The organism is Aeromonas sp. FDAARGOS 1419, assembly GCF_019047045.1.
Classification (GTDB): domain Bacteria; phylum Pseudomonadota; class Gammaproteobacteria; order Enterobacterales; family Aeromonadaceae; genus Aeromonas; species Aeromonas veronii.
Genome location: NZ_CP077209.1, coordinates 3507685 through 3519823 on the forward strand (window position 1 = coordinate 3507685; position 12139 = coordinate 3519823).

Consider the following 12139-nt stretch of genomic DNA (forward strand, 5'->3'; position numbering starts at 1 on the left):
ACGCTGTCAGACAGCAAAAAGCCGCTCCTTGTGAGCGGCTTTTTGTTTTTGGGCGGAAGAATTTGCACGTTCCACGTGAAACATGAAACAGCTTGGTGTTGATGGTTCTAACTCAGCCCAGTTCTGGTGCTAGGCAGTAGAGGCGCAGACGATGGCCATCCGGATCGAGGGCCATGCAGGTGTAGCCAAACTCCATCTTGGTCGGCGCTTGGATCAGGGGGAGCCCGCGCGCCAGCCACTCGGCAGACAAGCGATCGACGGCATCATCATCCGGGAGGGCGAAGGCCAGCTCCATGGCCCCGGCTGTTTGGGTTACTGCGGGCTCGACTGTGGCGCTGGACCAGAGTGCCAGTCTGGCGCCCGATTCGAACACGAACATGGCAAAGGTAGGTGACTCCTCCACTGGTTCACGCCCGAACAATTCGCGGTAGAAGAGCGCGCTGCGGGTCGGATTGGTAACGTAGAGGATGGTGAACTGGGGGACTAACATGGTGATGCTCCTTGCTGATGAGATGGCGCAGTGGCGCCGACCCTGTCAGCATGGCGCTACCTGCTGTCAGTTTCTGTCAGCAATGAATTTCGGTTGCGGGATCTGCTGGGTGGCGCGCCACTCCTTCAGCAGGCTCTCCCGGCTTTTCGGATAGCGGCAATCTTGCGGCTGCATCCGGGTGATGCGATCGACCCGAAAGTGGCGAAAACTCTGACGCAGTTCACACCAGGCCACCAGTACCCGCACTTGCTCGAAGTAGCCGAGGGCAAAGGGCCAGATGGTACGCTCTGAGGCCTCATCCTTGAGGTCCCGATAACTCAGGGTCACCTTGCGTTGCTGGCGGATGGCGCTGCGCAGCGGGGCTTCATCGGTGAGGCTGTTGCTGCGGGAGGTGCCGATCAGCAGGGCATTGCTCTGGAGCTGCTGGCGATAGTCGGCGGGCAGCACGGCCTCTATCTTGGCCAGCGCACTGCTGGCCTATGCTCTCAAGGCACCGTCACCGTGGGCGACGACCCAACGCGACCCCAGCACCAGCGCATCCAGCTCCTCTTCGCTGAACATCAATGGCGGCAGCATGAAGCCAGGACGCAACACATAGCCGATCCCGGGTTCACCCTCGATATGGGCACCTTGTGCCTGCAGGGTGGCGATATCCCGATAGAGGGTGCGCAGGCTGATGCCAAGCTGGCTGGCCAGCTCAGAGCCAGTGATGGCGTAGCGGTGGCCGCGCAGCAGCTGGAGCAGGGTCAGCAGGCGTTCGGAACGGGACATGGAATGACTCCTCGGGATCTCTGGCTAGCCTGCCATAGCGGAGTGAGCGGGTACAGCGGGCATCATCAGGAGTTATGGCCACGAAAAGATCGTCGCCACTCGCTGGGGGAGATGGCAAAGCGGGATCGGAAGTGATTGCGCAGGGAGGTGGCACTCTTGAAGCCGACCAGCTCGGCAATGCGATCGATGGAATGGCCGCTTACCTCCAGCAGCTCCTGACTGCGCCTGAGCCGTTCCGCCAGCAGCCATTCACCCACCGAGAGGCCGGTTGCCTGATGAAAACGGCGGGTAAAGGTGCGTCGACTCATCAGGGTTAGGTCTGCCAGAGAATCCAGGGTATGGGGGGCGGCCAGATGAGCACGCAGGTGGTCGAGCAACTGGTTCATCCGGACATCGCGGGTGGAGGCGGGCACCGGCTGCTCGATAAACTGGGCCTGCCCCCCTTCCCGGTGAGGCGGGATCACCAGCCGCCGCGCCACCTTGTTGGCGATGGCCGAGCCGTGGTACTGGCGCACCAGATAGAGGCAGCAGTCCAGCCCGGCGGCAGTACCTGCCGAGGTGACCAGCCCTTCGTCATCCGCATAGAGGGCGTTGGTATCGAGCTGCACGCAGGGAAAGCGGCGGCAGAAATCCTGTTCGTACTCCCAGTGGGTCGATGCTTTGCGACCATTGAGCAGCCCGGCGTAGGCGAGCACATAGGTGCCGAGGCAGAGTCCGACCAGTCGGGCACCTCTGGCTCTGGCGGCGATAAGGGCATCGAGCAGCGCTGCGGGTGGTCGGGCTGCCGGGTCGTGCCAGAAGGGGATGACGATGATCTCCGCCTCGGCCAGCACCTCCAGCCCATAGGGAGCCTGAATGGTGAAGCCATGCGCCGAGTGTGCGTGGTGGTTGCCATCGCCGCAGCAGATCTTGAGCTCGAACAGCGGCTGGCCCGGCAGGATGTCGCCGAAGATGAGGCAGGGGACGGCGCAGTGAAAAGGACTGAAGTGATCGAAGGTCACCACGGCAACGATCGGGGTGGGCATTATGTTGGCTCCTCTCTGCGCGCAGACACTCATCATAAACGTCAGGCTGTGAAAGCCGAAGGGCCATGTCTGGCATGGGCCCTCCTGCGGGTCACAGCGATATCTCCTCGCCATCTTGCGGCACCCGTACCCGATCCATCATGCTCCGTTCCGCCAGATAGTCGCGCAGTTCCTGGCGTGACAGCACTGCGTGGTTAACCGCCTCCATATGGCTGGCGATCAGCGTGGCCTGCGGTGCGGCCTGATAAACGGCGGCGACATCCTCCTTGCCCATGATGATGGAACCGAGCCCGGGCACCTGTGCATCGCCACAGTTGAGGATGATGACCTCGGGTTGATGCTGTTGCAGGGCTTGCTCGACCGAGGGATGCCAGATGGTATCACCGGCCAGATAGAGGCACTGTTCGTCGGGATGGGAGAAGACCACGCCGCACACTTCTCCCATGCGTTCATCCAGTACCGCCATCAACTGGTCGTTGCCGTGCTGGCCACCGGTCTGCTGCAGGCGAATGCCGGCAAACTCGGGCTGGTCGCTCAGCAGACGCACATCCTCAAAGCCACTGGCACGAATAGCATCGGCATCTTTCTGATGTTGCACCAAGAGCGGCAGATGCTTGGGGATCCGGGCTCTGGCGGCATCATCCCAGTGGTCGGGATGGTCGTGGGTGACGATAATGGCGTCCACATCGACCAGCTCATCGATCGGTAGCGGCAGCTCGACCAGCGGATTGCGCAGCTGGCTGTTGGCGGTGCCCTCAAAGCCGGGGAAGGCCCCTTTGGCCGAGAGCATGGGGTCGATCAGAAAGCGGGTGCCGGCATAGTCGAGCAGCAAGGTGGCGTTGCGAACCTGGGTAATCTTCATGGGATGGCTCCATGTTGGCTGGTGGATATGCAACCAATTATGGGGCGCTAAGCGAGTTGCCATCAGTGGCCCACGGGTCGATTATCATCACTATCGGGCCAACAAGTTGATGTTCTACAGGTCGGCGCGGCCATTTAAAAAATTTGAAAAAATCCCCTTGAAAGGAAAAAGTGAGCCCCTATATAGGTAACAAGGCCGGAACGCTCGACAGAGGTTTCGACCAGGCGCCCGTCCATAAGGAGGGCAAACAATCCGTTATCGCTCACAAGAGGGTAATACTATGCGTTCTATCGACTTTTCTCCGCTCTATCGTTCTGCCATCGGTTTCGATCGTCTGGCCAATCTCATCGAATCTGCGGCCAGCAATGGCAATGCCGGTTATCCCCCGTACAACATCGAGCAACTGGGTGACAACGACTACCGCATCAGCATGGCGGTGGCGGGCTTTACCCAGGAAGAGCTGGAGTTGAGCTTTCAGGAAAATCTGCTGACTGTGAAGGGCAACAAGCAGGCCGACACCGGGCGCAACTATCTCTATCAGGGGATTGCCGAACGTGGTTTCGAGCGTCGCTTCCAGTTGGCCGATTATGTGCGGGTGAAAGGGGCCGACCTGAAAAACGGCTTGCTGCACATCGAACTGGTGCGTGAAGTGCCCGAGGCGATGAAGCCGCGCAAGATAGAGATCAACGGCTGATAGCCTGAATTCACTGAAATTATAAAATTTCCCGGGTGCCGATGACGGGCCTGTGGAGAGTTGAACCTGTTGCTTATTAGAAGGATAGGATTATGCGTAACCTCGATTTTTCTCATCTCTATTCCAACGCCGTCGGCTTCGAGCGGATGGCCCGCGAGCTGGAAGGTCTGTTCGAGCAGAAGACCGCCGCTTACCCTCCGTACAACATTGAAAAGCGCGATCAGGATGGCTATCGCATCACGGTCGCCGTGGCTGGCTTCGAGCGCGAAGAGCTGGAGCTGGAGACCGAAAACGGCACCCTCAAGGTGAAGGGGTGCAAAGGGGCTGCGGCCGGTGAGCGTCAGTTCCTCCATCAGGGGATTGCCGAGCGCGACTTCGAGCTCGCCTTCAAGCTGAGCCAGCACGTGGAAGTGCAGGGCGCCAAGCTGGAGCATGGTCTGTTGACCATCGATCTGGCGCGCGAACTGCCGGAGGCGCTCAAGCCCCGCACCATCCCCATCGGCAAACCCGAGCAGCTGGCGCTGCCCGGCTAAGCAAACCGGATCGCGATAAACAATAAAGGCCTGCAGATGCAGGCCTTTCTGTTTTTGGCTGGCCGGACTGACTTAGCCGGCGTAGAGGGCGTTTATTTCATCGGCCAGAATGGCGATGCCGCGGCGAACCAGCTCCTCGCTTTGGGAGTAGTTGAGGCGGATGCACTCCTGGCTGTGGCGCCACTCTGGGTCGTCGATGCCGGGGAAGAAGTAGTGACCCGGCACGATCAGCAGGTTCTTCGCCTTCAGTCGCTCATAGAGCTCCTGACAGTGGATCGGTAAACCCTCGAACCAGAGCCAGAGGAAGAGGGCGCCTTCCGGCTTGTGGATATGGAAGCGCGGGTCGGGGATCGCTTCGCGCAGCAGCTGCACCGCCAGCTCCGCTTTCTGCTGATAGAAGGGCTTCACCACCTGTTCGCTGAGGGCGATGATCTCGCCGCTCTCGATCATCGGGATGGTGATGGCGGGCCCCAGACTGCCCGGCGCCAGATTGATGATGCCGCTCAGGTTGGTGATGGCCTGGATGATCTTCTCGTCGGCGATGACGATGCCGCAGCGGGTGCCTGGCAGGCCGAGTTTGGAGAGGCTCATGCAGAGGATGGTGTTGGCGTTCCAGAACGGCTTGGCTTCGCTGAAGATGATGCCCGGGAAGGGGACGCCGTAGGCGTTGTCGATCAGCAGCGGAATCCCCTTGTCGCGGGCGATCTGATCGAGGTGTTCGATCTCTTCGTCGGTCAGCACGTTGCCAGTGGGATTGGTGGGACGGGAGACGCAGATCACCCCGATATCGTCACCTACCTGAAGACTCTCGAAATCCACGTGGTATTTGAACTGGCCATCGGGCAGCTTCTCGATGGTGGGTTTGTAGGCCACGAAGTAGTCGTCGGTCAGCGCCGAGTCGGCATAGCCGATGTATTCGGGGGCGAGCGGGAACAGCACCTTCTTCTTGCGGCCATCGGCAAATTCACCGGCCAGCAGGTTGAACAGGTAGAAGAAGGCATTCTGACTGCCGTTGGTCAGGGCGATATTGCGGGCCGAGATATCCCATCCCAGCTCCTTGCTGAGCAGGGCGGCCAGCGCTTTGGTGAACCTGTCTTTGCCCTGTGGGCCGTCGTAGTTGGCCATCGCTTTGACCAGCTCGCCGTTGTCGAGCAGGCTCTTGGCCTCGGCTTGAAAGCGTTCCAGCATGGCGGGGATGGGGGCCGGATTGCCGCCACCCAGCATGATGGCGTCCGGATTGGTCAGCCCCTGATTGAGGTCATCCATGAGTTGGGTAATACCGGCGTGGCGAGTGAACTTCTCGCCGAACAAGGAAAATTCCATTCAGTGACAGATCCAGATTTGAGTTACGGGGATGTAGCACCATAGCTCAGTTTAAAAGCGGGTGTCGATCAAAAAGATGGGACGTTCCACGTGGAACATGGTGCAAAAATCAAGCGTGGTTAAAAGCACCAACTGTTGGTTTAAAAATGACCGAGCGGAATGCATTTTGCGACTCAATTTGGTATCGAGATATAGTTAATTTAAACAAAATCATTATGTTATGAATTGCGTGAGGATTGGCACAACTATTGGAATAGCTATCTGGTCATCTCAACCATACCGGAGCAAACCAGATGAAAAGCCTGATCGCTACCCTGATTGTGAGTGCCCTGAGCCTGAACGTGATGGCCAACGAAAACCCGCGGCCCGAGCTGGAGAGTGCCCAGCTGGAGCAGGATGTGCAGAGCGAGTTGCAACAGGCATCCCATGCCGTGGTGCAGGATGCGCTGCACAATCTCAAGCCGCTGGCGCTGGATACCCTGGTGGTGGAGGCGAGCCAGGCTGTGGCGACTCACCCCGAGAGCTGAGGTAGCGCAGGGGGGTCTGTCCCGTATGTTGTTTGAAGAAGCTGATAAAGGCGCTGTCGCTGGAGAACTCCAGCGCTGCGGCAATCCTGCTGATGGACTCGCTTTCTGCCAGCAGCTCCATGGCCCGCAACAGCCGCCACTGCTGACGCCACGCCTGATAGCTCATGCCGGTCTCCCGAATGAAGATGCGGCCAATGGTCTTGTCACTGGCACCCACCCGCTCGGCCAGCCGGTTGAGCCGATCGGGCAGGGCATCCCCCCGTTTCAACTGCTGTAGCCAGTCGCCCAGTCTGGGATCCGTCGGCAGCGGTAACTGCCACGACTCCCGCGGCGCCTGCCCCAACTCCTCCATAAACAGTGCCACCGTCCGTAGCTGCTGCTCTTGCGGTTTGTCCCACGGCCAGAGCGCCATCCGCTCGATCAGTTCGTGCAGCAGCGGATTGACCGCCAGCACTTCGACCGTGCCGGGCAACTCGGGGTGCGGCTGGAAGTAGAGGGAGCGGTAGGCCACCACACCGCGCATCAAGATCCGGTGTGCGGTGCCTGCAGGCAGCCAGGCGGCGCGGGTAGGCGGCAGCAGGCAGACCCGACCTTCCAGCTCCATGGTCATGCAGCCGGATTGGGCGAACAGCAGCTGATGGCGCTGATGTTGATGTAGGCCCGAGTCGTGCCAGCCGAGGGCGGAGGCAATGCCGATCACGCTGCCGGTCAGCTGGTCGGGGTCAAAAGGGTGATCGGGAAGAATAAAGGCCATATGTCTGATTTTTGATGTTTATAGTCCTTCTTATTGTAATCAGACAGACGGCATCTCTCTAGAATGGCGACCTCTTGTGAAGGAGGTTTGTCATGAACAACAAGTTGCCACCGCTCTGGCTTGTGGTGGGATTGATGATGTTTCCCCAAATTGTGGAGACCATCTACAGCCCGGTCCTGACCCACATCGCTACCCAGTTTCAGGTGAGCGAAGGGCAGGCATCCCAGACCCTGTCGGTCTATTTTCTGGCGTTTGCGGTGGGCGTGGTCTGCTGGGGAAGGCTCTGCGATCTGATCGGACGGCGCCCCGCCATGTTGGCAGGTCTGCTTACCTATGGCGTCGGCACCTTGCTGGCGCTGCTGGCTAATCAGTTTGAGACCCTGCTGCAGGCCCGGATCATCTCGGCCTTTGGCGCTGCAGTGGGTTCCGTGGTGACCCAGACCATGCTGCGTGACAGCTATCAGGGCAGCGATCTGGCGCGGGTCTTCTCGGTGATGGGCATTGCGCTCTCACTCAGTCCGGTGCTGGGGCTGCTCAGTGGCGGTCAGCTGGAGAGCGGGTTCGGCTATCTCGGGGTGTTCAGCGGTCTGCTGGTACTGGCAGTAGGTTTGCTGCTGGTTACCTGTTGGCAACTGCCGGAAACCCGTCCGGCCACCATCCGGCAAATCGCACTCTGGCCGCTGGCGTGCCGGATGATGAAGGATGGCGGGCTCTGGCGCAGTGCCATGCTGGTCGCCCTGTTCAACACCATGCTGTTTGGTTACTACAGTCTGGCGCCGTTCCTGTTTGCCGGATTGGGATTGAGCACTGGCGAGTTTGGTTATTCGGGGATCTTGCTGGCGCTGGCGACCCTGGTTGGCAGCCTGCTCAACAAGCATCTGCTGGGGAGGGGGTGGCTGCCGTCCTCTCTGGTCAGACTGGCTTGCGCTCTGGCGCTGGTCGCCGGGCTGCTGGTCTGGGCGAGTCAGTCCAGCCTCTGGTTCCTGTTGCCCATGATGGGTGTGGTGGTGGCCTTCGGGCTGGCTATCCCCAATGTGCTGAGTCAGGCGCTGCTGGCCTATCGCGAAGTAGCGGGCAGCGCTGGCGCCCTGTTCGGGCTTGGCTACTACCTGCTGCTCAGTCTGGGGTTGGCGGTGGCGGCCGGATTGCAGGATCTCGGCCTGTTGCTGAGTGGCTGCGGTCTGCTGGCGCTGATTTGCAGCGGGCGTCGTTCCACGTGAAACGTCAGTTGCCGATAAAGCGGTAGCCGATACCGGATTCGGTCTCGATAAGCGTCGGTTGCTGGGGGTTATCCCCCAGCTTTTTGCGCAGGCTGGCGATGACGATGCGCAGGTAGTGGGTGTCCTCCTTGTGGCTCGGCCCCCAGATGTCGTTGAGTAGCTGGGTCTGCATCACCAGCTTGCCGGGGTGGCACACCAGCGCCTGCAACAGGGCGAACTCCTTGCGGGAGAGAGGGATCTCCTCGTCTTTCATGGTTACCTTGTGGCTGCTGATATCGAGCGTCAGGCCGCATTGGGGGAAGTGGCGCCGTTCGCCACTGCTGACACCAGCCCGCTGGCGCAAGAGCACGCGAATGCGGGCCATCATCTCGCCGATGCCGAACGGCTTGCTCATGTAGTCGTTGGCGCCGGCATCCAGCAGCCGCACCTTCTCCTGCTCCGAATCGCGGGCCGACAACACCAGCACAGGATTGGGGTGGTGTTCGCGAATGGCCTGCAACACCTGAATGCCATCGCCATCCGGCAGACCGAGATCGAGGATCACCAGATCGGGGTTGAGGTGGCGATACTGCTCCAGCCCTTCATTGACCCCCACCGCCTCACTCACCTGATGCCCCTCGGCAATCAGGCTGATCCGCAGAAAGCGACGGATCGCCGCTTCATCATCTATGACCAGAATGTGCGCCATCGAACCTCCAGAGGCGAATGGTGGGAGGGGCTGAGTGACCCGATCTGGCGGTCAACCATCAGACCTCCGGTGAATTGAGGGCGAGCGGCAGGGAGATGCGCATGCAGGTTCCGTTGCCATTGGGGCCGGAGAAGGCCCAAATCTTGCCGCCGTGGGCCTCTATCATAGCGCGGGAAATGGCGAGGCCAAGCCCGGTGCCACGGCTGCCGCAATCACCCACCGGCTGGGTGTAAAAGAGGTTGAAGATCTTCTCCCGATCCGACTCGGCGATACCGACCCCGATATCGATGATGTCGATGATAAGGTCGGGTTCGGCCACCATCACCTTGAACTCGATGGGGGTGCCAGCTGGCGAGTAGCGGGAGGCGTTGTCGAGGATGTTGACCAGCACCTGCTCGATCAGGGCGCCATGGACATAGAGCTGGGGCACATGCTGATCGAAATGGACCAGCAGCTTGTGCTGGCGCCAGGAGGAGTCGAGCCGCTTGCGGGCGCTCTCCACCAGATCCGCCAGATCGACCCAGTCTCGTTTCAGCTGGAAGTCGGGGGAGCCGATGCGGGTCATATCCAGCAGATTCTGCACATAGCTGTGGAGGCGGCGTGCCTCGTCCTGTACCGAGTGGAGCAGTTCGTCACGGTCTTCGGCGGGGATCCGGTCACCATATTCCAGCAGGGTGCTGCCAGCCCCCATGATGGTCGCCAAGGGGGTCTTCAAATCGTGGGAGACCGAGGAGAGCAAGGCTGCGCGCATCCGGTCGGTCTCAGCCTGCAACTGGCTGTCGGCCAGCCGCTCGTTGAGGTCGATCCGCGCCAGTGCGGCGCGAATGTCGGTGAGCAGCGCCTGCAGCTGATGCTCGGCAGAGGAGGAGAGCGGATTGGCCAGCGTTATACCGATCACCAGGTCATCGCTGAGATGGTAATACTGGGCCTCGGCGGCATTGAGGGTGGCGGTGTGGGCCCCGGCGCTCTGCTTCTGGGCCAGACACCAGTCGATGGCCGCCTTGTCGGTCTGGCCGGGCCTGTGCTTCTCGTTGCCGAGCCGATCGTTGAACTCCTTGTCGATCACCACGGTTGGCTGGCCGAGCGCCAGCGAAATGGCCTGGGCACCTTGTCTCAAAACCTCCTCCGGGCTGCTGGCGGTGGCCAGCCCCTGACTGAGGGAGAGCAGGGCATTGCCCAGCTGCTGGGTCTCGCGCAGACCGATCAGCTGCTGGCGCTGGCGGGAGGCGAGCCGTCCCGCCGTCATGCCGACGATAAGCAGCACAAACAGGGTGAGCAGATCGCTGTGGTTGGCGACGCTCAGGGAGAAGTAGGGGGCGGTGAAGAGCAGATTGTGGGCGATAAAGCCCAGCACCGCTGCCAGCGTGGCGGGCACCAGACTGGTGGTGAGGGCGGTCGCCAGTACCCCCAGCACGAAGATGAGCGGCAACGCTGCTGGTGGCAGCCAGTAGGAGAGCCCCCAAGCGGCGGCCGAGGTGATCCCCATGATCACCACTGCCAGCATGCTGTGGTGTATATCCTTCGGGGTCGGGACGCGCATTCCCACTTCGGGCTTCTGCTTCTCGGTATCGACCAGCGTGATTTCGAGCCCCTGCGCCTGTTTGAGCAGGTGTTGCACTAGCGAGCGGCGCCACGGCGCCTTGTGAGGTTTGCCGAGCAGCAGCTGGGAGACCTGCTGCTGTTCGGCGGTCTCCAGCAGGGTGTTGGCGACCGCCGGACTGGAGAGGGTAAGCACCTTGGCACCGAGGTGAGAGGCGAGCGCCAGTGCTTGTTCCACATCAGCAGAGCGGCGGCCATTGCTGTCGACATGCACTACCAGCCAAGGAAGCTGGCGGCGCTGGGCAAAGCGGTGGCCGTAGCGCACCAGCGCCGAGCCGTGCAGATCGCCGAGGCAAACCATCAGCTTGCCCCGTAGCGGCAAGGTGCTCTTGCCTGCAGCCTGCCACTGCAGTTGCAGATCGCCCTCCACATGGCTGGCGGCGGTCTGCATCGCCAGCTCCCGCAATGCGGTGAGGTTGTTGAGGGAGAAGAAGGATTGCAGTGCCGCCTTGGCCTGATGGGGCACATAGACCTTGCCCTCCTTGAGGCGGCCGAGCAGCTCCTTGGGGGGCAGGTCGATCAGCACCAGACTGTCGGCTTCCAGCAGCACCTGATCGGGCAGGGTCTCTTTCACCCTGACCCCGGTCAGCTGCCACACCAGATCGTTGAGGCTCTCCAGATGCTGGACGTTGAGGGTGCTGTAGACGTCGATACCGGCGTTGAGCAGCTCCTCCACATCCTGCCAGCGCTTCTCGTGGCGGCTGCCGGGGGCGTTGCTATGGGCCAGCTCGTCCACTACGGCGATGGCAGGTTTGCGCGCCAGCAGGCCGTCGAGGTCCATCTCCTCCAGCCGCTGCTGACGGTGCATGTGGATCTTGCGCGGCTGGATGGCGAGTTTGTCGAGCAGGGCCAGCGTCTCCTGCCGGCCGTGGGTCTCTACCACGCCGATAAGGATGTCGACCCCTTCTTTGGCCTGTTCTCGTACCGCCTGCAACATGGCGTAGGTCTTGCCCACGCCGGGGGCGGCCCCGAGAAAGACTTTCAGCTTGCCCTTGTGCTCTTGCTCCAGACTTGCCAGCAGGGCGTCAGCCCTTACCTCATCACGCATGCTTATCCCTATCGAGCCAACTGCCCGCGTCGAAAATGGAGGTCAACGCCAGATCGGCAAGGAGCGCCCTCAGGCGCCCTTTTGATGATCCAGTTGCAGGTTCAGCTGGAGAATGTTGACCACCTGCGGGCCAAGGATACCAGCTTGTGTGGCCGACTTGACCTGCTCCGTCAGTTGGGCGGGATCCAGTCCACGTTCTCTGGCGACGCGATCCACCTGCGCCAGCACCGCGTCGAGTGGCAGGTGGGGATCGAGGCCAGAGGCGGAACGGGTCAGCATGGCGGGAGAGCTGGTTTCAGGCTGTCCCTTGGCGGCCTGTTCGGCGAACTCCGCCCGCAGTGGTGAGCTCATCCCCAGATTGCTGGCACTACCGCCAATGGTGTTGAAATCACTGGCGGAGGGGCGGGGGTGGAAGTAGTCAGCCCGCTCGAATTTCTGTGCCAGCAGGGCGCTACCGATGAGTTGTTGCTTGCTGTCGGTGAGCTGGCTGCCGTTGGCTTGCCAGGGGAAGAGTAGCTGGGCCAGTCCGGTGACGGCCAGCGGATAACCCACGCCCAGCAGCAGGGTCAGGGTCAGCAGGGTTCTGATTGCGATCATGATGAATA

12 protein-coding genes and 1 pseudogene are annotated in these 12139 nt (G+C 61.0%); 4 read left to right on the top strand and 9 right to left on the bottom strand.

Annotated features, from left to right (window positions below; genetic code table 11):
- Positions 1–112: 112 nt before the first annotated feature.
- From I6L49_RS15910 to I6L49_RS15925, 4 genes and pseudogenes are all read right to left on the bottom strand, one after another.
- Entirely contained in the window at positions 113–490 is a 378-nt protein-coding gene (locus I6L49_RS15910) for a VOC family protein (RefSeq protein WP_216949906.1), read from the bottom strand.
- A gap of 66 nt (positions 491–556) precedes the next feature.
- Positions 557–1261: pseudogene (locus I6L49_RS15915) on the bottom strand (helix-turn-helix transcriptional regulator).
- A gap of 65 nt (positions 1262–1326) precedes the next feature.
- On the bottom strand, positions 1327–2286 hold the full coding sequence (locus I6L49_RS15920) for a helix-turn-helix domain-containing protein (protein WP_216949907.1): 960 nt from the start codon (positions 2284–2286) through the stop codon (positions 1327–1329).
- A 91-nt stretch (positions 2287–2377) separates the two neighbouring features.
- Positions 2378–3148, bottom strand: a complete 771-nt coding sequence (locus tag I6L49_RS15925) for an MBL fold metallo-hydrolase (RefSeq protein WP_216949908.1) — start codon at positions 3146–3148, stop codon at positions 2378–2380.
- A 280-nt stretch (positions 3149–3428) separates the two neighbouring features.
- Here I6L49_RS15925 and I6L49_RS15930 point away from each other — a divergent pair, with 280 nt between their 5' ends.
- Positions 3429–3842 (top strand): Hsp20 family protein, encoded by a 414-nt coding sequence (locus I6L49_RS15930; protein WP_005339298.1) that lies wholly within the window; start codon positions 3429–3431, stop codon positions 3840–3842.
- Between the two features lie 92 nt (positions 3843–3934).
- Complete coding sequence (locus tag I6L49_RS15935; RefSeq protein WP_216949909.1) at positions 3935–4375, top strand: Hsp20 family protein; 441 nt, start codon at positions 3935–3937, stop codon at positions 4373–4375.
- Positions 4376–4447: 72 nt separating this feature from the next.
- Here the strand turns inward: I6L49_RS15935 and I6L49_RS15940 are convergent, their stop codons facing one another.
- On the bottom strand, positions 4448–5698 hold the full coding sequence (locus I6L49_RS15940) for a valine--pyruvate transaminase (protein WP_216949910.1): 1251 nt from the start codon (positions 5696–5698) through the stop codon (positions 4448–4450).
- Between the two features lie 293 nt (positions 5699–5991).
- Here I6L49_RS15940 and I6L49_RS15945 point away from each other — a divergent pair, with 293 nt between their 5' ends.
- Positions 5992–6225 carry a hypothetical protein gene (locus I6L49_RS15945; protein ID WP_005342304.1) on the top strand — a complete coding sequence of 78 codons (234 nt, stop codon included), beginning with the start codon at positions 5992–5994 and terminating at the stop codon, positions 6223–6225.
- Here the strand turns inward: I6L49_RS15945 and I6L49_RS15950 are convergent.
- Complete coding sequence (locus I6L49_RS15950) at positions 6155–6979, bottom strand: helix-turn-helix domain-containing protein (RefSeq protein ID WP_216949911.1); 825 nt, start codon at positions 6977–6979, stop codon at positions 6155–6157. The genes I6L49_RS15945 and I6L49_RS15950 overlap by 71 nt on opposite strands.
- A 92-nt stretch (positions 6980–7071) precedes the next feature.
- On the opposite strand from I6L49_RS15950, the gene I6L49_RS15955 reads away from it, so the two are divergent.
- A complete protein-coding gene (locus I6L49_RS15955; RefSeq protein ID WP_216949912.1) occupies positions 7072–8199 on the top strand; it encodes a multidrug effflux MFS transporter in 1128 nt (375 codons plus the stop codon).
- A gap of 4 nt (positions 8200–8203) precedes the next feature.
- Here the strand turns inward: I6L49_RS15955 and I6L49_RS15960 are convergent, their stop codons facing one another.
- From I6L49_RS15960 to I6L49_RS15970, 3 genes are all read right to left on the bottom strand, one after another.
- The gene (locus I6L49_RS15960; RefSeq protein ID WP_033138525.1) at positions 8204–8887 is read right to left on the bottom strand and encodes a response regulator; all 684 of its coding nucleotides are present in this window, start codon (positions 8885–8887) and stop codon (positions 8204–8206) included.
- A gap of 58 nt (positions 8888–8945) precedes the next feature.
- Positions 8946–11534 carry a sensor histidine kinase KdpD gene (locus I6L49_RS15965; RefSeq protein ID WP_216949913.1) on the bottom strand — a complete coding sequence of 863 codons (2589 nt, stop codon included), beginning with the start codon at positions 11532–11534 and terminating at the stop codon, positions 8946–8948.
- Between the two features lie 69 nt (positions 11535–11603).
- Complete coding sequence (locus I6L49_RS15970) at positions 11604–12131, bottom strand: potassium-transporting ATPase subunit C (RefSeq protein WP_201959074.1); 528 nt, start codon at positions 12129–12131, stop codon at positions 11604–11606.
- Positions 12132–12139 lie beyond the last annotated feature (8 nt).

Bases quoted from the DNA above. Each gene is read 5' to 3' on its own strand.
- I6L49_RS15935 (WP_216949909.1), top strand. From the start codon at position 3,935: ATGCGTAACCTCGATTTTTCTCATCTCTATTCCAACGCCGTCGGCTTC.
- I6L49_RS15960 (WP_033138525.1), bottom strand. From the start codon at position 8,887: ATGGCGCACATTCTGGTCATAGATGATGAAGCGGCGATCCGTCGCTTT.
- I6L49_RS15930 (WP_005339298.1), top strand. From the start codon at position 3,429: ATGCGTTCTATCGACTTTTCTCCGCTCTATCGTTCTGCCATCGGTTTC.
- I6L49_RS15910 (WP_216949906.1), bottom strand. From the start codon at position 490: ATGTTAGTCCCCCAGTTCACCATCCTCTACGTTACCAATCCGACCCGC.
- I6L49_RS15920 (WP_216949907.1), bottom strand. From the start codon at position 2,286: ATGCCCACCCCGATCGTTGCCGTGGTGACCTTCGATCACTTCAGTCCT.
- I6L49_RS15925 (WP_216949908.1), bottom strand. From the start codon at position 3,148: ATGAAGATTACCCAGGTTCGCAACGCCACCTTGCTGCTCGACTATGCC.
- I6L49_RS15950 (WP_216949911.1), bottom strand. From the start codon at position 6,979: ATGGCCTTTATTCTTCCCGATCACCCTTTTGACCCCGACCAGCTGACC.
- I6L49_RS15945 (WP_005342304.1), top strand. From the start codon at position 5,992: ATGAAAAGCCTGATCGCTACCCTGATTGTGAGTGCCCTGAGCCTGAAC.
- I6L49_RS15955 (WP_216949912.1), top strand. From the start codon at position 7,072: ATGAACAACAAGTTGCCACCGCTCTGGCTTGTGGTGGGATTGATGATG.
- I6L49_RS15940 (WP_216949910.1), bottom strand. From the start codon at position 5,698: ATGGAATTTTCCTTGTTCGGCGAGAAGTTCACTCGCCACGCCGGTATT.
- I6L49_RS15965 (WP_216949913.1), bottom strand. From the start codon at position 11,534: ATGCGTGATGAGGTAAGGGCTGACGCCCTGCTGGCAAGTCTGGAGCAA.
- I6L49_RS15970 (WP_201959074.1), bottom strand. From the start codon at position 12,131: ATGATCGCAATCAGAACCCTGCTGACCCTGACCCTGCTGCTGGGCGTG.